Below are 22202 nucleotides of genomic sequence, written 5' to 3'. Positions count from 1 at the left end.
CAGAGGCCGCGAATCTGACGAGAGAGCGCTCTCTCACATCCCCCGTTCTACCCAGGAGGGTTTCCATGACCCCTCGTATCCGGCGGCTCGCCGTGCCCGTGCTCACCGCGTCCCTGCTCGCGCTGGCGACGGCCTGCGGCAGCGGCGGCGGAAGCCCCGCCACGGAGGCGAGCGCCAAGCCCGGCGAGAAGATCAAGCTGTCCGTCGGCCTCTTCGGGGACTTCGGCTTCAAACCGCTCTACGAGGAATACAAGAAGACCCACCCGAACATCGAGGTCGTGGAGGCCGTCACCCAGTTCAACGACCACCACAACAACCTGGTCAAGCGCCTGGCCACGAACGCCGGCGCGGGTGACGTCGAGGCCGTCGAGGTGGGCTACATCAGCACGTTCACCTCCCAGCCCGGCAAGTTCGTCGACCTCAAGCAGTACGGGCTCGACAAGCGCCAGGACGACTACCTCGACTGGAAGTGGCAACAGGGCCTCAGCAAGGACGGGCAGCAGCTCCTCGGCCTCGGCACCGACGTTGGCGGCCTGGCCATGTGCTACCGCAAGGACCTGTTCAAGAAGGCCGGGCTGCCGAGCGGACGAGCCGAAGTGAGCGCTCTCTGGCCCACCTGGGAGCAGTACATCGAGACCGGCAAGAAGTTCGGCGCCGCGAAGGTCGCCGACGCCAAGTTCGTCGACTCCCCCGGCGAGATCTTCCGCGCGATGGTCAACCAGGCCCCCGTCGGCCTGTACGACGCCCAGGACAAGATCATCGTGGACAGCAACCCCGACGTGAAGAAGGCGTGGGACCTGTCCAACCAGCTCACCCAGGAGGGCCTGACCGCCAAGCTGGCCGCCTTCACCCCGCCGTGGAACACCGGTTTCGCCAAGGGCTCGTTCGCCACGATCATCTGTCCGGCCTGGATGACCGGGTTCATCCAGGAGCAGGCCAAGGACGCCTCCGGCAAGTGGGACATCGCGACCGTGCCGGGCGGTTCGGGCAACAGCGGCGGCTCCCACCTGATGGTGCCCAAGCAGAGCAAGCACCCGAAGGAGGCGGCCGAGCTGATCGACTTCCTGACCTCCAAGGAGAACCAGGCCAAGGTGTTCAAGGAGGAGGGCACGTTCCCGTCGATCCCGGCGCTGTACGACGACCCCTCGATCCAGAACTTCACCAAGCCGTTCTTCGGCGACGCCCCCATCGGCAAGATCTACTCCGACGCCGCCAAGGCCCTCAAGCCGCAGCACCTCGGCCCGAAGGAGGCCGACGTCCGGGTGGCGATCGGTAACGGGCTCGGCCGGGTCGAGCAGGGCAAGCAGACGCCGGAAGAGGCGTGGGCGCAGGTTCTCCAGGACGTCCAGAAGATCAGATGAGCACGCTCCCGCTGTCGGTGCCGACCCGGCGCCGGCGGCGTAGCGTCCGGCACACCCTCGACGTGAGGGTGTCGCCGTACGCCTACGTCGCCCCCTTCTTCCTGCTGTTCTGCGCCTTCGGGCTGTTCCCGCTCATCTACACGGCCTGGGTCAGCCTGCACGACTGGACCCTGCTGTCGGAGGAGCACACCTTCGTCGGCGCGAAGAACTTCCAGACGCTGCTGGCCGACGGCTACTTCTGGAACGCCACGTTCAACACGCTGTCCATCGGCGTGCTGTCCACCGTGCCGCAGCTCCTGCTGGCCGTCTGGCTGGCCCATCTACTGAACCGGCGGCTGCGCTTCCAGACGCTGCTGCGCATCTCGATGCTGCTGCCCAACGTCACCAGCGTGGTGGCCGTGGTGGTGATCTTCAGCCAGCTCTTCGGCCGCGACTTCGGGCTGATCAACTGGGTGCTGTCGTGGTTCGGCATCGGGAACATCGACTGGGCGGCCGGCACCGCGACCTCGCACATCGCGCTCTCCGTGATGATCATGTGGCGCTGGACCGGCTACAACGCGCTCATCTTCCTGGCCGCCATGCAGGCCGTGCCGCGCGAGCTGTACGAGGCCGCCACCCTCGACGGCGCGAGCAGCTTCACCCAGCTCCGCCGGATCACCATCCCGATGATCCGGCCCACGATCATCTTCGTCGTCATCGTCTCCACGATCGGCGCGATGCAGATCATCGCCGAGCCGCTGCTGTTCGGTCAGAGCAGCGGCGCGGGCGGCGGCGCGGCCAGCGGCGGCCCGGACCGCCAGTACCAGACGCTCGCGCTGTTCGTCTACGAGCAGGGCTTCACCAAGTTCGACTTCGGGTACGCCTCGGCGGCGTCCTGGCTGATGTTCCTGGTCGTGGTGGCCGTCGCCGGGATCAACTTCCTGATCAGCCGCCGGGTGAAGGGCGGCACGACATGAGACTGCGCTACCTGACCCTCATCGCGGTCGCCTTCTTCTCCGCCTTCCCGCTCTACTACAGCGTGGTGGTGGCCTCGCGGCACAACTCGGCGCTGGCCGAGGTCCCGCCGCCGCTGCTGCCCGGCGGGAACTTCCTGGCCAACGTCTCCCGCGTGTTCGACACCGTGCCCTTCGGGCTGGCGCTGCTGAACTCGGTCATCGTGGCGGGCTCGATCGCGGTCGCGGTGATGTTCTTCTCGACGCTGGCCGGGTTCGCCTTCGCCAAGCTGCGGTTCCGGGGCAGGAACGCCATGCTGGTGATCACCGTGGCCACCATGATGGTCCCGGCCCAGCTCGGCATCATCCCGCTCTACCTGCTCATGGTGAAGCTGGAGTGGACCGGCACGGACTACGCGCTGATCGTGCCGGCGCTGGTCAACGCGTTCGGGGTGTTCTTCATGACCCAGTACCTCACCCGGGCGCTGCCCGACGAGCTGCTGGAGGCCGGGCGGGTGGACGGCTGCACGACGTGGGGCCTGTTCTGGCACGTCGTGCTGCCCGCCGCGCGGCCGGCGGCGGCCGTGCTGGGCATGCTGACGTTCATGTCGGCCTGGAACGACTACTTCTGGCCGCTGGTCGTGCTGAACCCGGACAACCCCACCGTCCAGGTGGCCCTGTCCACGCTGGCCAGCGGATACGTCAACGACTACGTGCTGGGCCTGGCGGGCACGGCGGTCGGCGTCCTGCCGCTCGTGGCGGTCTTCGCCCTGTTCGGCAGGCAAATCATCGGTGGAATCATGCAAGGAGCTGTTAAGGGATGAAGTTTCCCGAGGAATTCGTCTGGGGAGCCGCCACGGCGTCCTACCAGATCGAGGGGGCGGTCAAGGAGGACGGGCGGGGCCGGTCGATCTGGGACACCTTCTCCCACACCCCCGGGAAAGTGGCCGGCGGCGACACCGGCGACATGGCCTGCGACCACTACCACCGGTACAAGGACGACGTCGCGCTGATGCGCGAGCTGCGGCTGCGGGCCTACCGGTTCTCGGTGGCCTGGCCGCGCGTCCAGCCGGACGGCAGGGGGCCGATCAACCCGCGCGGCCTGGCCTTCTACGACAAACTCGTAGATGAACTACTAGCCGCCGAAATTTCGCCTTATGTCACCCTCTACCACTGGGACCTCCCCCAAGCCCTCGAAGCCCACGGCGGCTGGACGGACCGCGACACGGCCTACCGCTTCGCCGACTACGCCCAGGCCGTGCACGACCGGCTCGGCGACCGGGTGACCCACTGGACGACGCTCAACGAGCCCTGGGTGTCGGCCTTCCTCGGCTACGGCAACGGCGTCCACGCCCCTGGCCGCCGCGACCCCGGCGAGGCCATGCGCGCCGCCCACCACCTCATGCTCGGCCACGGCCTGGCGGCGCGCCGGCTGCGGGCGGCCGGGGCGCGCAGCATCATGCTCGTGGTCAACTCCGCGCCGGTGCTCACGCCGGCCCAGGTCAACGACCCCGCGGCGATCGCCGGCGAGGCGGACGCGGCCGCCGCAGAACGCGTCCACGCCCTGCTGACCAGGCAGTTCCTAGACCCGGCGGTGTACGGCACGTACCCGGAGGAGGTCCTCGCGGCGGCGGCGCGCAACGGCGGGACCGCGCACGTCCAGGACGGCGACCTGGAGCTGATCAACGCGCCGATCGACCTGGTCGGCGTCAACTACTACAACCCGTGCGTGGTCGAGTCGGGCCCGGGGCTGCCCGCCGACGCCGCCTGGCCGGGCTCGGAGGACGTGCGCTTCACCACGGCGGACGCGCCGGTCACCGCGATGGGCTGGCCGATCGTGCCCGACGGCCTGTCCCGGCTGCTCGTCCGGCTCTCCAAGGACTATCCGCAGGTCGGGCTCATGGTCACCGAGAACGGCGCGGCCTTCGACGACCGCGTCGAGGACGGGCGGGTGCACGACGACGAGCGCGTGGCGTACCTGGACGGGCATCTGCGCGAGGTGCACCGGGCCGTCGAGGCGGGCGCCGACCTGCGCGGTTACCTGGTGTGGTCGTTGCTCGACAACTTCGAGTGGGCCGAGGGCTACCGGCGCAGGTTCGGCATCGTGCACGTGGACTACGCGACGCAGACCCGGGTGCCCAAGGACAGCGCCCTGTGGTACCGCGACGTGATCAGCAGGAACGGCCTGTAGATTTTTTCCGTGCTCTCCCTCTTGGTGCAGTCATGAGACGCCCGACGCTGGAGGCGGTCGCCGCCCGCGCGGGCGTCTCCCGCGCGACCGCCTCCAGGGTCGTCAACAACCAGACGACCGTCGCGCCGCACATCCGCGACGCCGTGCAGCGCGCGATCGACGAGCTGGGCTACATCCCCAACTCGGCGGCGCGCAGCCTGGTCACCCAGCGCACCGACTCGATCGCCCTGGTCGTCAGCGAGCCGGGCACCCGGGTCTTCTCCGAGGACCCGATGTTCTCCACGGCGATCAGATCGGCCAGCTACGAGCTGGAGGCGGTCAACAAGCAGGTCGTGCTGATGCTGGCCTCCTCTCCCAAGAGCCACGCCCGGGTGGAGCGGTACATCTCGGGCGGCCACGTCGACGGCGTCATGCTGATCTCCATGCACGGCGCCGACCCGCTGCCGTCCGCGTTGTCGCGGCTGCGCGTCCCCGTGGTCTCGTACGGGCGGCCGGCCGTGCCGGTGGACATCCCGTTCGTCGACAACGACAACGTGGGCGGGGCCGAGGCGGGGGTGCGGCACCTGGTCGAGTCCGGGCGGCGCAGGATCGCCACGATCGCCGGCCCGCAGGACATGATCGCCGGCCAGGACCGCCTGACCGGCTACCGCAACGTGCTGCGCGACTCCGACCGCCGCTCGATCGTGGCCGTGGGCGACTTCACCAGGGAGTCGGGCGCGATCGCGATGCGCCAGCTCCTCGGCGACGACCCCGCGCTCGACGCCGTGTTCGTGGGCAACGACCTGATGGCCGTCGGTGCGCTCCAGGCGTTGCGCCAGGCCGGGCGGCGGGTGCCCGACGACGTGGCGGTGGTGGGGTTCGACGACATCGAGGCGGCCAAGTACACCGAGCCGCCGCTGACCACGCTGCGGCATCCGATCGCCGAGCAGGCGGCGGCCATGGTCCGGCTGCTGCTCGGGCTGTTCGAGGGCGGCTCGCGGGAACCGGTGATCCTGCCGACCGAGCTGGTGGTCCGTGAGTCGGCCTGAGCGTGCCGGGGCCGCGCGGGCGATCTCCGCGGGCGAGGCCGTGGCCGCCGCCGTCGCGGTGGCCGAGGAACACGGCATCACGGTGCGCGAGCCCGTCGTGCTGACGGACTCCTACAACCTCCGAATCCACCTGCTGCCGGCGCCGGTCGTGGCGCGGGTGCCCACGGTCACCGCCCTGGCCCGGCTCCGGCCCGAGGAGGCGATGCGGCGGGAGCTGGCGGTCGTGTCGTTCCTGCACGGGCGCGGGGCGCCGGTCGTGCCGCCGAGCGACCTGCTGCCCGCGCGGGTGCACGAGCACGGCGGGACGCCGGTGTCGTACTGGCAGTACGTCGAACACGCCGAACACGACGGGTCTGCGGTGACGCCCGAGGCGTTCGGGCGGGCGCTGCGCGAGCTGCACGAGGAGCTGCGCGGCTTTCCGGGCGCGCTGCCGCGCCTCGGGCCCGTCCTCGACGAGCCCCGGCACCTGCTCGGGCTGCTCTCCGGCGAGCTGGAGCCGGACGTGCTGGCCCGGCTCGCCGAGGCCCGCGACGGGCTGGCCGCCCGGCTGCCCGACGGCGGTCAGGCCGTGCACGGCGACGCGCATCCGGGCAACCTGCTGGTCACGCCCGGCGGCCCGCTGTGGAACGACTTCGAGGAGACCATGTCCGCGCCCGTGGGCTGGGACCTGGCCTGTCTGCTGAGGACCGTCCGGCTCGACGGGCGCGCCGCCGTGCGGGCCTACGGCGCCGATCCCGACGATCCGGCCCTGGCGGTGTTCACGGAGGCGCGGACCTTGCAGGCCGTCCTGTGGACGCTGGTCAGGGCGCTGCGCTTCCCCGAGGAGCGGGCCGCCGCCCGCGCCACCCTCGACGGATGGCTGCGCGCCCCCACCCGCCGCACCCGCTGACCGGCACCACGCCCTCCGCGGGGCCGGGGCGGGTCCGGGCGTGGTCAGGCGGGGATGATGGCGCGGGCCTCCTCGACGTGGGCGGCGATGCGGCCGGCGCCGCACGACTCGGCCAGCGCGCGGGCCTCGTCGGCCAGCGCCAGCGCCTCGGCGTGACGTCCCTGGGCGACGGCGATGCGGATCAGTCCGACCTGGTTGGACGCGACCCCCGCCGGATGCCCGAGCTCCCGCCGCAGCCGCGACGACTCCGTCAGCCTCTCGCGCGCCTCGTCGAGCCGCCCGGCCCGGTGGGCGACGATCCCCTGGTGCCTGAGCACCTCCGCGAGCGTGGCGAGGTCGCCCGTCTCCGCGGCCAGCTCCCCGGCGCGCTCGAACAGGGGAACGGCCCGGTCGAGGTCGCCTTCGACGACCTGGTGGAAACAGCCCTCCCAGAACGCCGCCTCGCCCTCCCCGCGCCGGTCGCCGAGCGCCCTGAACAGGGTCGTGGCCCGCTGGAACAGCGGCAGCTCGCGCGGGTCCGCCTCATCCCCTTGCAGCACGCGCCCGTGCAGGACCCGGCCTCTGGCCAGGCACAACGCCGCCTCGACCGCGTCCAGCTCGCGGTCGGACGTCGCGAGCGCCGCGTCGTCCCCGGCGTAGATCCCACGCTCGTAGAGCTCCTGGGCCCGCTCGATCCACATTTGCCCGAACCTAATGGAGGCCGACGCAGCAGACAACGACATCCGGGGCATATGCCTAGCGCGGGAGCGGTCAGCCGCGCGCCCGCGCCGTCGAGGCCCTGACCACCAGCTCCGGCTCGAACAGCAGCTCGTCGGCGGGCACGACCGCCTTGTCGATCTGGGCCACCAGCAGGTCGACGGCGGCCCGGCCCATCGCGTCGATCGGCTGGCGGACCGTGGTCAGCGGCGGCTCGGTGCAGTTCATCAGCGCCGAGTCGTCGAAGCCGATGACCGAGACGTCCCCCGGCACGGTGAGCCCGGCCCGCCTGGCCGCCCGGACGGTGCCGAGCGCGAGCAGGTCGCTGGCGCAGATCACGCCGGTCACCCCCTGCCTGACCAGCCGGGCCGCGGCCGCGTGCCCGCCTTCCAGGGAGAACATCGTGTGCTCGACGAGCCGTGGGTCGCCGCCCCCGGCCTCGAACGTCTCCAGCTTGCGCCGGGAGGGCATGTGGTCCTTCGGGCCGAGCACCATGCCGACGCGTTCGTGGCCGAGCGCGCGCAGGTGGGACAGGGCCATCTCGGCGGCCACCACGTCGTCGCAGGAGACCTGCGGGAAGTCCAGCCGCTCGACGGCCGCGTTGACCAGGACGGTCGGCAGCTTGCGCTCGTGCAGCAGCTCGTAGTGGTCGTGCGAGGCGTCGGCCTGGGCGTAGAGGCCGCCGGCGAAGACCACGCCGCTGACCTGCTGCTGGAGCAACAGGTCGACGTAGTCGGCCTCGGAGACGCCGCCGACCGTGCGGGTGCACAGCACCGAGGTGAAGCCCTGCTGGGCCAGGGCGCCGCCGACGACCTCCGCGAAGGCGGGGAAGATCGGGTTCTGCAGCTCGGGGAGCACCAGGCCGACCAGGCGGGCCCGGTCGCCGCGCAACTGGGTGGGACGCTCGTAGCCGAGCACGTCGAGCGCGGTCAGCACGGCCTCGCGCGTGGCGTCGGACACACCCGGCTTGCCGTTGAGCACGCGGCTGACCGTCGCCTCGCTCACCCCGACCTTCTTCGCCACCTCTGCGAGTCGTCGCGTCATGGGCAAACTATACGGCCTCCCACGCAAGCGCTTGCGATCACTTACGTAGCCCGCGCCCGGCGATCCCACTCCCGCCCAGGACGGCCTTCCCGGCAATTTCGGCGTATCGGCCGGACGAAATGCGGGGTGCCGCACGACAATTGCCCGTCAAATGTTTGCGCAATCACGTCAAGCCGTTGCGAAATTCTGCGTCACAGCTCCGCCCTGGTCGGCAAACCCTGCCAGTCGCTCACGCTCGTCATCGCCGCCGCGCCCAGCAGCGCGCCTCGCTGCAACCGCTCCTGCGGGGTCAGACCGTCGAGCGCGGCGCTGATGTAGCCGGCCGCGAACGCCTCGCCCGAGCCCGCCATGTCCACCACGGGAACCTGTGGGACGGTCACGTCGTAACGCATGCGGTCGGCGCGCACGCTGGCGCCCTTCACACCCCGGTTGACGACGACCTCGCGCTCGGGGGTGAGGGCGGGTTTGACCAGGTCCAGCTCGTCCTGGGCGAGGAAGAGCAGGTGGGAGCGGCAGGCCAGCTCGCCGAGCACCTCCTCGGCCTCCCGGACGGAGGGCCACAGCTCGGGCACGTAGTCGACGGAGAAGGAGATCATGACGCCGGCCGTCCGCGCCGCGCTCATGGCGGCGTGCACGGCGTCGAGCGCGTCCATGCCCAGGGCCGCCGTGACGCCGGTCACGTGCAGCATCTTCGCCGCGCCCACCCGGTCCACCGGCACGTTGCCAGGCGACAGCCGCGACCCGGCCGAACGGGTGCGGTACTGGGCCGTCACCGGCTCGCGGCCGACGCGCACCTCCCTGAGCACCATCCCGGTACGCGCCCCTTCGACCACCCGCACGTCCCCGACGTCGACGCCCTCGCCCTTGAGCACGGTCAGCGCCCTGGCGCCCAGCTCGTCGTCCCCCACCCGGCCGGCGTACGCGCAGCGGTGACCCAGCCTGGACAGGGCGATGACCAGGGTGAACTCGGGACCGCAGACGTCCAGCCTGGCATCGTTCTCGTGCCGCACCCGGCCGCTGGAGACGACGCCGAGCGGCTCGCCCAGCGCGTAGACGTCTGTCATGGGCCAGACTGTAGTTGGTCACGGCAGTGCTGAATGATTTTTTTGCATAAGTCCTGGTTAGGACCGTGATCAAATATTTTCTGTATCTTTAGCGAACCTTTTTCCCAACTCGTGCCTCAAAGTAGTAGAGGAAGCCGGCGCGCCCCGGTGCCGGCTTCGAGTCGATACGGGGAGAGGAATCAGCACCCTCATGAGAAAGATCGCAGTAGGAATCATCACCGCCTTCGTCGGCGGGGCCATGTTGGTTTCCGGCGCGGGCGCCGCCTCCGCCACCGCGACCAAGCACGCCACGGAGCTCAAGATCCGTGACATCACCCCCAACCCGGTCATGGTGAAGGCCGGCAGCGAGACCACCGCGTACTTCGACATCGGGGCCAGCTCCGACGTCCAGAAGGTCACGCTGAGCGTGGCGCCGGAGGGCAACTTCCGCACCTTCCGCGCCAAGGACGTCAAGGACCTTGAGGGCTGGCGCTTCGCCGTCCCGTTCAACGAGGGCGACTTCGCCGGCAAGTGGAAGGCCACCGCTGTGGCCTTCGACAAGGACAACAAGCAGGTCGCCACCGACTCCGCGTTCTTCAACGTCGAGATCCAGAAGGGCAAGGCCGACACCCGCGTCTCGCGCTTCACGGCCGACCCCTACAAGGTCCGTCAGGGCCGCTCGATCTACTTCTCCGGTCGCCTTCAGGTCGATGACGAAGGCTGGGAGGGCCTGCGCGGCGAGAAGGTCAGCGTCTACTACCGCGCCGACGGCTCCAGCGGCTGGAAGTGGGTCGCCTCCACCACGACCAAGTGGGGCGGCAAGTTCTCCGCCAAGACCCGCGCCTGGAAGAGCGGCACGTTCAAGGCCGTCTACGAGGGCAACGACGAGCTCAACGGCTCCGAGAGCCGTCGCGACTACGTCAAGGTCTACCGTTCCTGGCACCACCGGTAATTGATCGTCTGAGGCCCGGTTCCCCTGGTGGGAGCCGGGCCTTCGGCTTTTCCGGATTCCTTTACCCGCACCGGGGTTTATCGATCACCGGATCGCCGCATGGACTGTCCCATTTGCAAAGGAGGCGGCACGCCGCCTCACGGACAGCGCGTCGATCCGACAGGAGCCTTATATGCCCAACCCCCTGATCGCCCTCGTCCTGAGCCTGACGAGCACGCTGGGGGCGGCGCCTTCGGTGCGTTACGAACCCGCCGGCACGGCCCGCGAGCAACACGCCAGGAAGCTCCTGAAGGACAGCGGCGCGCTGGGGCCCCGGCTCGGCGGGGTCCAGGTCGTGGCCCGCGGCTGCGACGCCCCCCGCGCCCGCTGGGACGGCGGCAAGCGGCGGATCACGATCTGCTACTCCCTGGTCAACAAGATCGACCGGACGCTCACCGGCATCTCCGAGACCGAGGAGGCCGACCGGCGCACCACCACCGGCCGCGTGGACGGCGCGCTGGCCGCCCTCTACCACCACCAGCTCGGCCACGCCCTGGCCGCGCTCAACGGCCTGCCCGCCGACGAGCAGCAGGCCGACCGGTTCGCCGCGCTGACGCTCGCCGCGCGCGACGGCGGGCACGTGGTGGCCGCCGCCGAGGCCCGCCACCTGCTGGCCGCCCACACCGACGCGGACCACCTGTCGGGGACGGCCGCCTCCGCCACGTTCGCCTGCCTGCTGTACGGCGCCGACCCCGTCAAGTACGCCCGCATCGCCAAGGGCGGCTGGGTTCCGGCCGAGCGCGCCCCTTCCTGCCGCGCCGAGTACGAGCAGGCCAGGTCGGCTCTGGGCTCCCTGGCCGTGAAAGTCGAGGCGTGAGGGGTACGTCCGGTGTATGGCTGAGGAGCTGCTCCGAGAGTTCGACCCGTTCGACATCTTCGACACCGAGGCGGCCCGGCTCGACCGGTTCTTCGACGGGCTCGACGAGGCGGGCTGGGCGCGTCCGTCCCGCTGTGCCGGGTGGTCGGTCCGGGACGTGCTCGCCCACCTGGCGGGTGAGGAGGCGTACAACCACGCCTGCCTCGACGGCACCGTGCAGGAGCTGCTGACCCGGGTGGCGGCCGAGGGGGTGACCGGGTTCAACGACTTCAACGAGTGGTCCGTACGGCAGCGTCGTGACGTGCCCGTCGAGACGGTGCTCCAGGAGTGGCGCACCAAGAACGGCGAGACGCGCGAACGCATGCGGGCACTCGGCCGCGACGCGACGATCGACACGATGGCGGGCCCGTACCCGGTGGGGTTGCAGACCTTCCACTACGACTCCGAGTACGCCACCCACGCCGATGACGTCGGCGCGCCGGTCTCGCAGGAGGAGATCGACCACCGGACGTTCTGGCGGGTGGCCGTCGGGCGGTTCGTGCTGGCCGAGCAGGACTCGAAGGCGCAGGTGGAGCAGACGGCCGAGCAGATCTGGGTGAGCGTCGACCAGGGCAGCGCGTCGCTGTCGTACCCGGAGTTCGTGGAGGCGACCGTGGGGCGGCTGCCGACCGACGGGCTCGACCCGCGGGTCGCCGCCGCGCTGCGGTGCCTGGCCTGAGAGGAGAGCGGCATGTGGCTGCGTGACCGCGAGGGCTCCGAGCCGGTGACCGCGCGCAGTCCGCTGCGCGCCAGGCGCATCCTGTCGTGGATCGCCCTGGTGGTCGCCGTGGTCGCGGCGGTCTTCTTCGTGACCCGCGCGATGTCCACGGGACAGCAGGTGTGGGTCTGGGAGGCCGCCATCGCCGCCGCGGTGGCCGTGGTGGCCGCCGTGGACCTGGCGGTGCTCAGACGCCGCCGCGCCCGGTCGTCAGGTGGTGAGCACGGCCAGCAGGAGCAGCAGGATCACGGCGGCGGCCACTCCGAAGATGATCCAGACATGGGTCAGCGCCCACACTCGTAGCCGGTCACCGCAGGCATGCGGATACTCGATTCCGTCGGACTCGATCCTGTTGATCGCCGCCACGCGCCGGGCCAGCTCGGGGTCGTCCCGTTCGAGGCCCTGCTCGATCTCAGCGAGGAGGCGGCGTTCCCTTCCAGAGAGACCCATCGCGATCACCATTGCTCCCACGCCGGTGAAAGCCTTGTACCCACCAGTAGCCCCAGCATGCCCGCCTCGCGCGTCCTTGGCACGACATGCCGAAACCCCCGGCCGCTCCGGCCGGAAGGCAGGGAGCGGACAGGGGCGGGTCAAGCTTCGGCTGTCATTTCCTGCCGTAGCGCTGGTTGAAGCGCTCGACGCGGCCCTCGGTGTCGAGGACGCGGCTGCGGCCGGTGTAGAACGGGTGGCTGGCCGACGACACGTCGACGTCCACGACCGGGTAGGTCCTGCCGTCCTCCCACTCGACGGTCCTGCTGCTCGTCAGGGTCGAGCGGGTGAGGATGGCGAAGCCGGCGCTCGGGTCGCGGAAGACGACCGGACGGTACGAGGGGTGCAGGTTCTTCTTCATGCCCCTCTCAACCGGGTGACAATGGTTTTCATTCCCTGGCTTCCGGGTCGATTCCGAGGACGGTCCGGCCGCCGTCCACGGGGATCGTCGCCCCGTTGACGAAGGAGGCCTCCGGCGACAGCAGGTGCGCCACGACCGAGGCCACCTCGTCCGGGTGGGCGACCCGGCCCAGGGGGTGCACCCTGGCCATCTCGCGCTCGACGTCCACGACCTCGTCCGCGCTCCTGGAGGCCAGGAAGTCCTCGTAGCGTTCGGTGGCCACCGAACCCGGCGCGACGGCGTTGACCCTGATGCCGTACCGCCCGTACTCGACGGCCAGCGACCTGGTCAGGCCCTCGGTCGCGGCCTTCGCCGTGGCGTAGGGCAGGCTGCCGGGCACCGCCCTCGTGGCCTGGTGCGAGGTGACGTTGACGATCGCCCCGGGCGTGCCCGCCGCCAGGAACCGCCGGACGGCCACCGCGCAGCCCACCAGCGCCAGGTCCAGGTTGGCCGCGACCAGCTCCCTGACCTCGGCGATCGGGGCGTCGTGCACGGAGGCGTCACGGAAGATCGCCGCGTTGTTGACCCAGCCCGCCAGCGTGCCGGCCTCCTGGGCCCGGTCGGCGGCCCAGCCGGCCAGCTCCTCGTCGGCCGCGTCGCCCACCACGGGGATGACGCGTGGGCCCGTCCAGGACAGCGAGCCGCCGTCGCGGTCGATGACGACGACGGTGTCCTTCTCCCCCAGGAGCCGCTGGACCACGGCCTTCCCGATGCCACGCCCGCCGCCGGTCACCACGTAGGAAAGACTCATGCGTCCGACGCTACTCGGTCCCGGAGTGACCCTTGTCACCGTATTTCCGGCTGGTGAACGGGAACGAACCAGTGCGTGATCGCCGTACCCGGTCCGAGGTCGCCGGCTTTCGTGGTCGGGGCGCTCGCGATCACGCAGACGGCCGGCTACGGCGTGCTCTACTACGCGTTCTCGGTGCTCATCCCGCCGATGGCCCGCGACCTGCGGACCGGGGTCGCCCAGCTCACCGGGGCGATCACGGTGGCGGTGCTGGTGTCCGCCCTGTTCGCGCCGCTCGTCGGACGCCGGCTCGACCGGCACGGGGGCCGCGCGCTGATGACGGCCGGGTCCCTGCTGGGCGGGCTCGCGGTGCTCACGTGGTCGCAGGTGCGCACGGTGACGCAGCTCTACCTGGTGTGCGCGGTGCTCGGGGCCGCCTCGGCCATGGTGCTCTACGAGGCCGCCTTCGCGGTGATCGTCGCCTGGTTCGACGCGGCCCGGCGGGCGCGCGCGCTGCTGGCCGTGACGGTGGTGGCCGGGTTCGCCTCCAGCATCTTCCTGCCGCTGACGGGCCTCCTCGTGGACCGGTACGGCTGGCGGCGGGCGCTGGTCGTCCTGGCCGCCGGGTACGCGCTGACGGCCGTGCCGCTGCACGCTCTCGCCCTTCGGGGGCGGCGGGCGTCCGCGCCGCGGGCCCGGCGGCGCGAGATCGTCGGCTCCGCGCTGCGCGAACGGCCGTTCTGGCTGCTCGTGGCCGCCTTCCTGGCCCAGACGGGGGCGGTGGCGGTCATGGGGGTGCTGCTGGTGACGTACCTGATCGCGCTCGGGCATCCGCCGGTGTTCGCGGCGAGCGTGGCCGGGCTGCTCGGCGTGCTGTCGGTGACCGGGCGGCTGGTGACGACGGGGCTGCGGAGCCGGTGGCCGGTGGCGCTGGTCACGGCGGCGATGTTCGCCGTCCAGGGGGTGGCCGCGCTGCTGCTGCCGCTGGCGGGCGACAGCGTCGCGGGGGCGGTCGCGGGGGTGGTGCTGTTCGGGCTGGGGTTCGGGGTGGCCACGATCGCCCGTCCCGCGCTGCTGGCCGACCGGTACGGCACGACCGCGTACGCGACGCTGAGCGGCGCGCTCGCCCTGCCCGTCACGGTGGCCAAGGCGGTGGCCCCGCTGCTGTCGGCGGCGGTGGCGCAGATCGCCGGATATCCGGCGGTGATGGCCTCGGTGGCGGCGGCGTGCGTGCTCGGAGCGCTCTCGCTGGTGGCCTACGATCGGTACGGGCGGGCGCCGGAGCAGGAGGCCGCGCTGCCCGCCGAGCCGGCCTGAGACCCGCGGTCCGCCGTCGGCGGAACTGACGGAACGTCGATCGACGACCACGTAAGGTAGCCGCATGGATACCCCCACCGAGGTTCTCCACCGCGTCTTCGGTTACGACTCGTTCAGGGCGGGTCAGCAGGAGATCATCGACCATGTCGTCGGCGGCGGCGACGCGCTGGTGCTCATGCCCACCGGCGGCGGCAAGTCCCTGTGCTACCAGATCCCGGCCCTCGTGCGCCCCGGGGTGGGGGTCGTCGTCTCGCCGCTCATCGCGCTCATGCAGGACCAGGTCGACGCGCTGCGCGCGCTCGGCGTGCGGGCCGGTTTCCTCAACTCCACCCAAGACTTCGACGAGCGCCAGCTCGTGGAGGCCGAGTTCCTGGCCGGCGAGCTCGACCTGCTCTACCTCGCGCCCGAGCGGCTGCGCGTCGAGGCCACGATGCGGCTGCTGGCCAAGGGCGAGATCTCGATGTTCGCCATCGACGAGGCCCACTGCGTGTCGCAGTGGGGCCACGACTTCCGCCCCGACTACCTGGCCCTGTCGGAGCTGCGCGAGCGCTGGCCGCAGGTGCCGCGCATCGCGCTGACCGCCACCGCCACCCCGGCCACCCACGCCGAGATCTCCACCCGGCTCGGCCTCGACGAGGCCCGCCACTTCGTGGCCGGCTTCGACCGGCCCAACATCCACTACCGCATCACGTCCAAGAGCGATCCCAAGCGGCAGCTCCTCGACTTCCTGCGCACCGAGCACCCGGGCGACTCCGGCATCGTCTACTGTCTGTCGCGCTCGTCGGTGGAGAAGATCGCCGCGTTCCTGGCCGATCACGGCATCGCGGCGGTGCCGTACCACGCGGGGCTCGACGCCCGCACCCGCGCCGCCCACCAGTCCCGCTTCCTGCGCGAGGACGGGCTGATCGTGGTGGCCACCATCGCGTTCGGCATGGGCATCGACAAGCCCGACGTGCGGTTCGTCGCCCACCTCGACCTGCCCAAGTCGGTCGAGGGCTACTACCAGGAGACCGGCCGGGCCGGGCGCGACGGCCTGCCCGCGACCGCCTGGATGGCCTACGGCCTCCAGGACGTCGTCCAGCACCGGCGCATGGCCCTGGAGGGCGACGACGCCCACCGCCGCCGCCAGGTCCTCCACCTCGACGCCATGCTGGCGCTGTGCGAGACGGCCGGCTGCCGCCGGGTCATGCTGCTCGACTACTTCGGGCAGAAGGGCGCCGAGCCCTGCGGCAACTGCGACACCTGCCAGAGCCCGCCCGAGTCCTGGGACGGCACGATCGCCGCCCAGAAGGTGCTGTCCACCGTGCTCCGGCTCAAGCGGGAGCGCGGCCAGAAGTTCGGCGTCGGCCAGGTGGTCGACATCCTGCTCGGCAAGAAGACGGCCAAGGTGCTCCAGCACGGCCACGACTCACTGACCGTGTTCGGCGTGGGCACCGACCTGGGCAACGCCGAGTGGCACGGCGTGGCCCGGCAACTGCTGGCCCAGGGCCTGCTCGCGGTGGAGTCCGACCACGGCACGCTGGTGCTCACCGACGCCAGCGCCGACGTGCTGCGCGGTCAGCGGGAGGTGCCGCTGCGCCGGGAGACCGCCCGTCCGGCGTCCCGGGCGTCCAGGTCGTCCGGGTCGTCCGGGGCGAAGGGGCAGCCGGTCGCCGAGCTTTCCGCCGAGGCGGCGCCGCTGTTCGAGCGGCTGCGGGCCTGGCGGGGCGCCGTCGCCAAGGAACAGGGCGTGCCCGCGTACGTCATCTTCCACGACGCCACGCTGCGGGAGATCGCCACGTCGGCGCCGTCCTCACTGGCGGAGCTGAGCCGGGTCAACGGGGTCGGGGAGAACAAACTCGCCAAATACGGTGACCAGGTTCTGGAGGTCGTCGGGGCGGCGGCCGCCGAAGACGCCTGACACCGTTTCCGTCTCCGGCCTCCGTGGAGGTGCGGTTCGGGGTGATGGCGACGGCCGCACGAAGAACGGTCGTCGCCATCACGTGGGCCGGCCCGGTCGAGGTGTCTGGCCCGCGACCGGCCGGACGGCTGTCGGGCCCCGTGTCCCTCTTTGATCGTACGGGGTGCCGCCACCGAGTGGGGGGCCGGTCATGCCGTCAGTTCGGGGCGCGGCCGAGGTAGGCGAGGAGGTGTTCCTGGGCGGTGGCCAGCGGGGGCGGCCGGAGCCGGGCGGCGAAGCGGAACGGGCGGTCCTCGTCGGTGACGAACAGGTGGGCCAGGTCCAGCAGTTCTTCCGCCAGGGCGTGCGGGATCGGGCGGTGTTCACCGCAGGCTCGCGCGATGTCCCAGCCGTGCACGGTGATCTCGATGGCGCCCGCCGCGGCGACCATCGGCGTCGTCATCGGCACGTTCCCCACGGAGATCATCTCGGCCTGGATCGTACCCGTCCAGGTGCCGAGCACTTCGGTCGCGCCGTCCCTGAGCAGCAGGGCCGGGTTGCCGGGCGCGGGGCCGCCGACGGTGACGGGCCTGCGGGCGGGGGCGATGTGGCCCAGCGCGGCCTCGTTCAGGGCCTCGAAGGAGTCGTGCATGTGGTCCAGGAGCGCCTGGAGGCTCCAGCGGGAGCACGGGGTGGGGCGGCACAGCACGTGGGGGCTGACTATGCGGAGGCTGCCCAAGGTGTAGTCGATGGCCCGCTCAAGCAGCGCCACCCCTGCCGTCAATGCCCGTGCCCGTTCGTTCATGTCGCCTCCTCGGTTCATGCAGACCTTGGGGATGGCGGAAAATCATCGGCCGTCGAGGCCGGGAGCCGAGGGCCGGGGCCGGGAGCGCCGGGAGCCGCGGGCCTTCCGGTGCTTGGGGCTCAGGTGGCTCTTGGGTTGGGATGTGGGTGGCGCTTGTTTCGCTGGAACCTTTGGGCGGGTGGCGGGGTATGTGAGGGCATGAGGAAGATGGCGACGTTTTCGGTGGTGGCGCTCCTGCTGGCGAGCGGGTGTGCGGGATGCGGTGGTTCCGGAGGGTCGCCAGTCGCGAGTGGTGGTGGCGTTGGGGCTCTGTCCGGGGGCGAGGGGAGCTCATCCCCGGGGCTCACCCCGAGCGGGAGCACGCCGAGCGGGAGTGGAAGCCCGGAGACAGGTGGGCGGCCGAGCGGGGGGCCGAGTCTGAAGGTTGGTGGGAAGCCGGGGTCTAAGGGGGGCGGCGGCGGGGGTTGTGAGGAGACGCCTGTGGTGGAAGGGGAGGGGTTTCCGGAGGTGCGGGGGGTGTCGGGGGATGTCGAGGTGTGGGGGTTGTTGTTCGTGTCCGGGGTGCCGCTGCCGCGGGGCGAGACCGTCAAGATCGTGTGGCGGATGACCGGCGAGGGGCCGCTGACGGTCAAGGCGGCCCTTCCCGACGGCACCGCCGCCCGGCTCGCCTGGGGGCCCGAGGAGCACGGCGGGTCGACCTGGCACCGGCCGGGGGACGAATGGGGCACCGGGCTCGTCTTCCCCGAACGTGGCTGCTGGAGGATCGACCTCAGCCGCACCCACGGCACAGCCCACCTCTGGCTACCGGTCGCCTGACACACGACCACCGAAACACCGTGCACGTAGACCCGACCACCGAAAACACCGGCCGCGTCGCATCCGCCCCCCGGAACTCCGGTCGCGCGACAACCGACCACTGACGCGTCGGCCGCGCAGCAACCGTCCACCGAAATACGGATCGCACAGCACCCGGCCACCGACACGCTGGTCGCGTGGCGCCGGGTCAGTGGGGGTTCAGTGCGCGGTCCACGAATGCTTCGACGTCGGCGAGCACCTCGTTCTTGTTGGTTTCGTTGAACACCTCGTGGCGGGCTCCGGCGTAGATCCGCTCGGTCAGGTCGCTGCCCTTGACCGCCTCCACCCCGGCCCGGCTCCCGGCCAGCGGTACGAGCTGGTCGTCGTCGCCGTGCACCCACAGCGTGGGCAGGTCGCCGAACGTGCCGCCCTTGGCGATCGTGTCGAGCATCGCGGCGAACGCCTGCACCGTGGCCCGCTTGAACGGCCCGTGCCAGACCAGCGGGTCTTCCGCGTACGCCGCCCCCACGGACGGGTCGCGGGAGAGCGTGGCCGGGTCGATGGGGACGTCGGGCAGCTCGTCGAGCGCCATCAGCGCCGGGATGACCTCCCACTCGCCGATCACCGGCCCCGACAGCACCAGCGCGGTCAGGCCCTCGGCGTAGCGCTGGGCGTACCGGGCGGCGATCATGCCGCCCATCGAGTGGCCGATCACCACGACCGGGACGCCGGGATGGTCGGCCCTGGCGCGTTCCTCGACGGCGTGCACGTCGGTGACGACGTCCTCGAAGTCCTCGACGAGCACGCGTTCGCCCGCCGACCTGCCGTGGCCCATGTGATCGAGTCCGTAGACGGCCGCGCCGTGCCGGACGAGGCGGTCGGCGACGTGTTCGTAGCGGCCGATGTGCTCGCCGTACCCGTGGACCAGGAGGGCGAGGTAGCGGGGCCGGGCGTGCGGCCACTCGCGGACGACGTTCGGCCCCCGCGTCCCGGTGAAGGTGTGCTCTCGCGATCCGGCCATGAACTTCCTCTCCTCCAGCCACGACGTCCGAAAACCGCTGACTTCCGCGGACGCTCCGGTGTTGTAGAGACTATGGACATCCACAACATCATCGACAGCCCGCTGGGCGAGATTCTGCTCGCCGGCGACGGCGAGGGGCGTCTGACCCGCGTGTCGTTCGACGTGGGCGCGCCGCCCGGACGCCGGGAGCCGGCCGCGTTCAGGGAGGCGGAGCGGCAGCTCGGCGAGTACTTCGCGGGCGAGCGTACCGTCTTCGACCTGCCCCTGGCCGCCCACGGGACGGCGTTCCAGCAGCAGGTGTGGGAGCAGGTGGCGGCGCTGCCGTACGGGACCACCGTGAGCTACGGCGAGCTGACCGCCCGCGCGGGCGCGGCACGGGACCGCATCCGCGCGGTCGGCGCGGCGATCGGCGCGAACCCGCTGCTCGTCGTGGTCCCCTGCCACCGGGTGGTCGCCGCGGACGGCGCGCTGACCGGCTACGCGGGCGGCCTGGAACGCAAGTGCGACCTGCTCACCCTCGAAGGCGTGCTCCAGCCGCAGCTGTGGAGCGTGCTGCCATGACGGGGTTCCCGCAGGTCGAAGGGGCCGACTGGAAGCTGCCGGCCGGGGAGCTCGACGCCCACGGCTGCGCGCTGACGCCGCAGCTGCTCTCGCCGGCGGAGTGCGCGGAGATCTCCGCCCTGTACGACGAGCCGGGCCGGTTCCGCGCCACCATCGACATGGCGCGCCACCGGTTCGGCTCCGGCCAGTACCGGTACTTCCGCCGGCCGTTCCCGCCGCTGGTCGAGGCGTTGCGGGCGGCGTTCTATCCCCGGCTGTTGCCGATCGCCCGCGACTGGGCGGCCCGGCTCGGCCAGCCGGCGCCCTGGCCGGACGACTTCGGCGAGTGGCTGGACATGTGCCACGCGGCGGGACAGACCAGGCCGACCCCGATCCTGCTGCGTTACCGCGAGAACGACTGGAACGCCCTCCACCGCGACCTGTACGGCGACCTCGTGTTCCCGCTCCAGGTCGTGATCGGCCTCGACCGGCCCGGCGAGGACTACACCGGGGGCGAGTTCCTGCTGGTGGAGCAGCGGCCGAGGGCTCAGTCGCGGGGCACGGTGACCGTCCTGCCGCAGGGTCACGGGCTGATCTTCACCACCCGCGACCGGCCGGTGCGCTCCTCGCGCGGCTGGTCGGCCTCGCCGGTGCGGCACGGGGTCAGCACGGTGCGTTCCGGGCTGCGGCACACCCTCGGTCTCGTCCTCCACGACGCGACATGACGGGCGAGCCGATCGCCGAGCTGGAGGGGGTGCTCGCGCTGGTACGGGCCCAGCGTCCGAGGGCGGCGGCGGTCGTGATCGGCCACGGCCGGGACGGCGTCCACCTGGCCGAGGCGTTCGCGGACGCCTGGGAGGGGACGGTGCTCGCGGTGGTCGCCTGGCCGGAGACGGCGGCGTCGTGGTTGCGTCAGGCCAGGCGGTTCACGGCGGGAGCCCCCGACGCCTGGGTGGTCGCGGGCGAGCCGGCGGGATGGGCCGGGATGAGCGGGCGCCTGCGCCGCAGCACTGACTGGGACCCGAACCGGACGTACGGTTTCGCGGCCACGGCCCGCGCGGTCGCCCTGGCCGCCCCTGGGACACTGGAAGGCATGCGCGGAGCCGACACCGACGGCACACCATGGCGAATAGGACGAAACCTGATATATCGGGAAGAATTGTGATCCCTTTGCCCATGCGGGAGATCGCCCCCGGCGCGGTGCACGTCCCCGGCTGGCTGTCCCTCCGCGAGCAGCAGGACCTGGTGCGCGCCTGCCGCGCCTGGGCCACCGGCCCGGTGCCGATCCGGCACACCGTGCTGCCCGGAGGCGGCGTGATGTCGGTGCGGACGGTGTGCGTCGGCTGGCACTGGCAGCCGTACCGGTACACGCGGCTCGCCCACGACGTGAACGGGCAGCCGGTGGCCGCGTTCCCCGGCTGGCTCGGCGACCTCGGCCGCCGCGCGATCGCCGACGCCTACGGCCGCCCGGACGACGGCTACGAACCGGACACCGCGCTGGTCAACTTCTACGACGGCCAGGCCAGGATGGGCATGCACCAGGACAAGGACGAACGCTCCGACGCCCCGGTGGTGTCCCTGAGCGTCGGCGACACGTGCCTGTTCCGCTTCGGCAACACAGAGACGCGCGGGAAGCCGTACACGGACGTCGAGCTGGCCTCGGGTGACCTGTTCGTGTTCGGCGGCGCGTCCCGGTTCGCCTATCACGGCGTGCCGAAGGTCCATCCGGGCACCGGCGACCCCGCCACGGGCCTGGCCGCCGGACGCCTCAACGTCACGATGCGGGTGACTGGTCTTCGATGAAGTAGTCGAACTGGTCGTCGGTGAGGGTGCGGCGCAGGATGCGCAGGACCTTGCCGGGGTCGTCGTGCGGGCCCGGCACGTAGAAGGGCTTGCCCTCGCGGCCGAAGGTGATGGCCGAGCCGCCCTCCCACTTGCCCAGCAGGTCGCTGACCGGCGAGAAGTCCTCGTGGGGCTCGAAGCCGAGCGTGCGCGCGTAGTCCATCGAGCCGAAGACCAGGTTCTGGGCCAGCTCGATCGGCACCTCCTGGTAGCCCGCGTACTCGCCGAAGAAGTACTCGCGGAACCTGCGCAGGTCGCGGTCGTCGAGCACGTCGGGGCCGATGGTGTTCTTCACGCCGAGGCAGTAGACGTCGGCGAGGTAGCCGCAGACGGTCATCCGGTCCCAGGTGTGACGCCGGGCGACCAGCACGCACACCATGCCGCCCGCGCCGGACTCCGGGGCCTCGTCGGTCCAGCCCTTGGACGGGTCGACGCCCAGCCCGGCGCTCCAGCCGACGTTCGTCCAGCAGCCGACCACCTCGGCCTCGCCGGTCGTCACGTTCTCGGCGGCGATGGCGCGCACGAGGGGCGCGACGACCGACGGCGACACCTTGAGCGCCCGGGCGATCTCCTTGGGGGACCTGCCCTGGGCGCGCAGCTCGCGTACCTGATCCTTCAACTCCACACGCGGCAGC

General features: G+C 71.4%; 26 protein-coding genes. 17 read left to right on the top strand and 9 right to left on the bottom strand.

The genetic code is table 11. The annotated features are described in order from the left end of the window. Positions 1–65 precede the first annotated feature (65 nt). The 6 genes from ABZ815_RS07205 to ABZ815_RS07180 are packed head-to-tail and all read left to right on the top strand — an operon-like array spanning position 66 to position 6401. Positions 66–1361: an extracellular solute-binding protein gene (locus ABZ815_RS07205; protein ID WP_357694943.1), complete on the top strand. Its 1296-nt coding sequence runs from the start codon at positions 66–68 to the stop codon at positions 1359–1361. Continuing rightward, positions 1358–2317 (top strand): sugar ABC transporter permease, encoded by a 960-nt coding sequence (locus ABZ815_RS07200; protein WP_357694941.1) that lies wholly within the window; start codon positions 1358–1360, stop codon positions 2315–2317. The genes ABZ815_RS07205 and ABZ815_RS07200 overlap by 4 nt, the downstream gene beginning before the upstream one ends. Continuing rightward, complete coding sequence (locus tag ABZ815_RS07195; RefSeq protein WP_357694939.1) at positions 2314–3117, top strand: carbohydrate ABC transporter permease; 804 nt, start codon at positions 2314–2316, stop codon at positions 3115–3117. The genes ABZ815_RS07200 and ABZ815_RS07195 overlap by 4 nt, the downstream gene beginning before the upstream one ends. Further along, positions 3114–4484, top strand: a complete 1371-nt coding sequence (locus tag ABZ815_RS07190) for a GH1 family beta-glucosidase (protein WP_357694937.1) — start codon at positions 3114–3116, stop codon at positions 4482–4484. Before ABZ815_RS07195 ends, ABZ815_RS07190 begins: the two co-directional genes overlap by 4 nt. Positions 4485–4516: 32 nt before the next feature. Further along, entirely contained in the window at positions 4517–5512 is a 996-nt protein-coding gene (locus tag ABZ815_RS07185) for a LacI family DNA-binding transcriptional regulator (RefSeq protein ID WP_357694935.1), read from the top strand. Continuing rightward, a complete protein-coding gene (locus tag ABZ815_RS07180; protein WP_357694933.1) occupies positions 5499–6401 on the top strand; it encodes an aminoglycoside phosphotransferase family protein in 903 nt (300 codons plus the stop codon). The genes ABZ815_RS07185 and ABZ815_RS07180 overlap by 14 nt, the downstream gene beginning before the upstream one ends. Positions 6402–6445: 44 nt before the next feature. On the opposite strand, the gene ABZ815_RS07175 is transcribed toward ABZ815_RS07180, so the two are convergent. From ABZ815_RS07175 to ABZ815_RS07165, 3 genes are all read right to left on the bottom strand, one after another. Further along, positions 6446–7081, bottom strand: coding sequence for a tetratricopeptide repeat protein (locus tag ABZ815_RS07175; protein WP_357694931.1), 636 nt, complete (start codon positions 7079–7081; stop codon positions 6446–6448). A 70-nt stretch (positions 7082–7151) separates the two neighbouring features. Next, entirely contained in the window at positions 7152–8141 is a 990-nt protein-coding gene (locus ABZ815_RS07170; protein WP_357694929.1) for a LacI family DNA-binding transcriptional regulator, read from the bottom strand. A 191-nt stretch (positions 8142–8332) separates the two neighbouring features. After that, positions 8333–9205, bottom strand: a complete 873-nt coding sequence (locus tag ABZ815_RS07165) for a sugar kinase (RefSeq protein WP_357694927.1) — start codon at positions 9203–9205, stop codon at positions 8333–8335. Positions 9206–9395: 190 nt separating this feature from the next. On the opposite strand from ABZ815_RS07165, the gene ABZ815_RS07160 reads away from it, so the two are divergent. From ABZ815_RS07160 to ABZ815_RS07145, 4 genes are all read left to right on the top strand, one after another. After that, entirely contained in the window at positions 9396–10136 is a 741-nt protein-coding gene (locus ABZ815_RS07160) for a hypothetical protein (RefSeq protein ID WP_357694925.1), read from the top strand. A 172-nt stretch (positions 10137–10308) separates the two neighbouring features. Further along, entirely contained in the window at positions 10309–10992 is a 684-nt protein-coding gene (locus ABZ815_RS07155; RefSeq protein ID WP_357694923.1) for a DUF4344 domain-containing metallopeptidase, read from the top strand. Between the two features lie 16 nt (positions 10993–11008). After that, a complete protein-coding gene (locus tag ABZ815_RS07150; protein WP_357694921.1) occupies positions 11009–11710 on the top strand; it encodes a maleylpyruvate isomerase family mycothiol-dependent enzyme in 702 nt (233 codons plus the stop codon). A 12-nt stretch (positions 11711–11722) separates the two neighbouring features. Next, positions 11723–12052, top strand: a complete 330-nt coding sequence (locus ABZ815_RS07145) for a DUF6343 family protein (RefSeq protein WP_357694919.1) — start codon at positions 11723–11725, stop codon at positions 12050–12052. On the opposite strand, the gene ABZ815_RS07140 is transcribed toward ABZ815_RS07145, so the two are convergent. The 3 genes from ABZ815_RS07140 to ABZ815_RS07130 all read right to left on the bottom strand — a co-directional run bounded on the left by ABZ815_RS07140 (position 11960) and on the right by ABZ815_RS07130 (position 13389). Beyond that, positions 11960–12199: a DUF3040 domain-containing protein gene (locus ABZ815_RS07140; protein ID WP_357694917.1), complete on the bottom strand. Its 240-nt coding sequence runs from the start codon at positions 12197–12199 to the stop codon at positions 11960–11962. The two genes, ABZ815_RS07145 and ABZ815_RS07140, sit on opposite strands and share 93 nt — an antisense overlap. Before the next feature lie 154 nt (positions 12200–12353). Further along, positions 12354–12599 (bottom strand): type B 50S ribosomal protein L31, encoded by a 246-nt coding sequence (locus ABZ815_RS07135; RefSeq protein ID WP_357694915.1) that lies wholly within the window; start codon positions 12597–12599, stop codon positions 12354–12356. 28 nt (positions 12600–12627) lie between these two features. Further along, positions 12628–13389, bottom strand: a complete 762-nt coding sequence (locus ABZ815_RS07130) for an SDR family oxidoreductase (RefSeq protein ID WP_357694913.1) — start codon at positions 13387–13389, stop codon at positions 12628–12630. 75 nt (positions 13390–13464) lie between these two features. Here ABZ815_RS07130 and ABZ815_RS07125 point away from each other — a divergent pair, with 75 nt between their 5' ends. Continuing rightward, entirely contained in the window at positions 13465–14685 is a 1221-nt protein-coding gene (locus tag ABZ815_RS07125) for an MFS transporter (protein WP_357694911.1), read from the top strand. 64 nt (positions 14686–14749) lie between these two features. After that, positions 14750–16585, top strand: coding sequence for a DNA helicase RecQ (gene recQ / locus ABZ815_RS07120; RefSeq protein ID WP_357694909.1), 1836 nt, complete (start codon positions 14750–14752; stop codon positions 16583–16585). Positions 16586–16781: 196 nt separating this feature from the next. Here the strand turns inward: recQ and ABZ815_RS07115 are convergent, their stop codons facing one another. After that, a complete protein-coding gene (locus tag ABZ815_RS07115; RefSeq protein ID WP_357694907.1) occupies positions 16782–17369 on the bottom strand; it encodes a TIGR03086 family metal-binding protein in 588 nt (195 codons plus the stop codon). A 516-nt stretch (positions 17370–17885) separates the two neighbouring features. On the opposite strand from ABZ815_RS07115, the gene ABZ815_RS07110 reads away from it, so the two are divergent. Continuing rightward, a complete protein-coding gene (locus ABZ815_RS07110) occupies positions 17886–18185 on the top strand; it encodes a hypothetical protein (RefSeq protein WP_357694905.1) in 300 nt (99 codons plus the stop codon). Between the two features lie 187 nt (positions 18186–18372). Here ABZ815_RS07110 and ABZ815_RS07105 read toward each other — a convergent pair whose 3' ends face one another. Beyond that, entirely contained in the window at positions 18373–19185 is an 813-nt protein-coding gene (locus ABZ815_RS07105) for a lysophospholipase (RefSeq protein WP_357694903.1), read from the bottom strand. Between the two features lie 72 nt (positions 19186–19257). Here ABZ815_RS07105 and ABZ815_RS07100 point away from each other — a divergent pair, with 72 nt between their 5' ends. Genes ABZ815_RS07100 through ABZ815_RS07085 form a run of 4 tightly spaced genes read left to right on the top strand, consistent with a single transcriptional unit; the run spans position 19258 to position 21528 of the window. Further along, positions 19258–19746: a methylated-DNA--[protein]-cysteine S-methyltransferase gene (locus ABZ815_RS07100; RefSeq protein ID WP_357694901.1), complete on the top strand. Its 489-nt coding sequence runs from the start codon at positions 19258–19260 to the stop codon at positions 19744–19746. Beyond that, positions 19743–20450: a 2OG-Fe(II) oxygenase gene (locus ABZ815_RS07095; RefSeq protein ID WP_357694899.1), complete on the top strand. Its 708-nt coding sequence runs from the start codon at positions 19743–19745 to the stop codon at positions 20448–20450. The genes ABZ815_RS07100 and ABZ815_RS07095 overlap by 4 nt, the downstream gene beginning before the upstream one ends. Continuing rightward, positions 20447–20890, top strand: a complete 444-nt coding sequence (locus ABZ815_RS07090) for a hypothetical protein (protein ID WP_357694897.1) — start codon at positions 20447–20449, stop codon at positions 20888–20890. Before ABZ815_RS07095 ends, ABZ815_RS07090 begins: the two co-directional genes overlap by 4 nt. An 11-nt stretch (positions 20891–20901) precedes the next feature. Beyond that, positions 20902–21528, top strand: a complete 627-nt coding sequence (locus tag ABZ815_RS07085) for an alpha-ketoglutarate-dependent dioxygenase AlkB (protein WP_357694895.1) — start codon at positions 20902–20904, stop codon at positions 21526–21528. On the opposite strand, the gene ABZ815_RS07080 is transcribed toward ABZ815_RS07085, so the two are convergent. Next, a complete protein-coding gene (locus ABZ815_RS07080; protein WP_357694893.1) occupies positions 21500–22192 on the bottom strand; it encodes a helix-turn-helix domain-containing protein in 693 nt (230 codons plus the stop codon). The genes ABZ815_RS07085 and ABZ815_RS07080 overlap by 29 nt on opposite strands. Between the last annotated feature and the right edge of the window lie 10 nt (positions 22193–22202).

Source organism: Nonomuraea sp. NPDC047529, assembly GCF_040642995.1.
Lineage (GTDB): Bacteria > Actinomycetota > Actinomycetes > Streptosporangiales > Streptosporangiaceae > Nonomuraea.
This window is presented reverse-complemented; position numbering and strand designations above follow the sequence as displayed.

Excerpts from the sequence above, each read along its gene's own strand:
- recQ (WP_357694909.1), top strand. The coding sequence starts at position 14,750 with ATGGATACCCCCACCGAGGTTCTCCACCGCGTCTTCGGTTACGACTCG.
- ABZ815_RS07090 (WP_357694897.1), top strand. The coding sequence starts at position 20,447 with ATGACGGGCGAGCCGATCGCCGAGCTGGAGGGGGTGCTCGCGCTGGTA.
- ABZ815_RS07105 (WP_357694903.1), bottom strand. The coding sequence starts at position 19,185 with ATGGCCGGATCGCGAGAGCACACCTTCACCGGGACGCGGGGGCCGAAC.
- ABZ815_RS07130 (WP_357694913.1), bottom strand. The coding sequence starts at position 13,389 with ATGAGTCTTTCCTACGTGGTGACCGGCGGCGGGCGTGGCATCGGGAAG.
- ABZ815_RS07205 (WP_357694943.1), top strand. The coding sequence starts at position 66 with ATGACCCCTCGTATCCGGCGGCTCGCCGTGCCCGTGCTCACCGCGTCC.
- ABZ815_RS07085 (WP_357694895.1), top strand. The coding sequence starts at position 20,902 with ATGCGGGAGATCGCCCCCGGCGCGGTGCACGTCCCCGGCTGGCTGTCC.
- ABZ815_RS07175 (WP_357694931.1), bottom strand. The coding sequence starts at position 7,081 with ATGTGGATCGAGCGGGCCCAGGAGCTCTACGAGCGTGGGATCTACGCC.
- ABZ815_RS07200 (WP_357694941.1), top strand. The coding sequence starts at position 1,358 with ATGAGCACGCTCCCGCTGTCGGTGCCGACCCGGCGCCGGCGGCGTAGC.
- ABZ815_RS07155 (WP_357694923.1), top strand. The coding sequence starts at position 10,309 with ATGCCCAACCCCCTGATCGCCCTCGTCCTGAGCCTGACGAGCACGCTG.
- ABZ815_RS07160 (WP_357694925.1), top strand. The coding sequence starts at position 9,396 with ATGAGAAAGATCGCAGTAGGAATCATCACCGCCTTCGTCGGCGGGGCC.
- ABZ815_RS07195 (WP_357694939.1), top strand. The coding sequence starts at position 2,314 with ATGAGACTGCGCTACCTGACCCTCATCGCGGTCGCCTTCTTCTCCGCC.
- ABZ815_RS07140 (WP_357694917.1), bottom strand. The coding sequence starts at position 12,199 with ATGGGTCTCTCTGGAAGGGAACGCCGCCTCCTCGCTGAGATCGAGCAG.
- ABZ815_RS07100 (WP_357694901.1), top strand. The coding sequence starts at position 19,258 with ATGGACATCCACAACATCATCGACAGCCCGCTGGGCGAGATTCTGCTC.
- ABZ815_RS07170 (WP_357694929.1), bottom strand. The coding sequence starts at position 8,141 with ATGACGCGACGACTCGCAGAGGTGGCGAAGAAGGTCGGGGTGAGCGAG.
- ABZ815_RS07135 (WP_357694915.1), bottom strand. The coding sequence starts at position 12,599 with ATGAAGAAGAACCTGCACCCCTCGTACCGTCCGGTCGTCTTCCGCGAC.
- ABZ815_RS07190 (WP_357694937.1), top strand. The coding sequence starts at position 3,114 with ATGAAGTTTCCCGAGGAATTCGTCTGGGGAGCCGCCACGGCGTCCTAC.
- ABZ815_RS07185 (WP_357694935.1), top strand. The coding sequence starts at position 4,517 with ATGAGACGCCCGACGCTGGAGGCGGTCGCCGCCCGCGCGGGCGTCTCC.
- ABZ815_RS07145 (WP_357694919.1), top strand. The coding sequence starts at position 11,723 with ATGTGGCTGCGTGACCGCGAGGGCTCCGAGCCGGTGACCGCGCGCAGT.
- ABZ815_RS07165 (WP_357694927.1), bottom strand. The coding sequence starts at position 9,205 with ATGACAGACGTCTACGCGCTGGGCGAGCCGCTCGGCGTCGTCTCCAGC.
- ABZ815_RS07115 (WP_357694907.1), bottom strand. The coding sequence starts at position 17,369 with ATGAACGAACGGGCACGGGCATTGACGGCAGGGGTGGCGCTGCTTGAG.
- ABZ815_RS07150 (WP_357694921.1), top strand. The coding sequence starts at position 11,009 with ATGGCTGAGGAGCTGCTCCGAGAGTTCGACCCGTTCGACATCTTCGAC.
- ABZ815_RS07095 (WP_357694899.1), top strand. The coding sequence starts at position 19,743 with ATGACGGGGTTCCCGCAGGTCGAAGGGGCCGACTGGAAGCTGCCGGCC.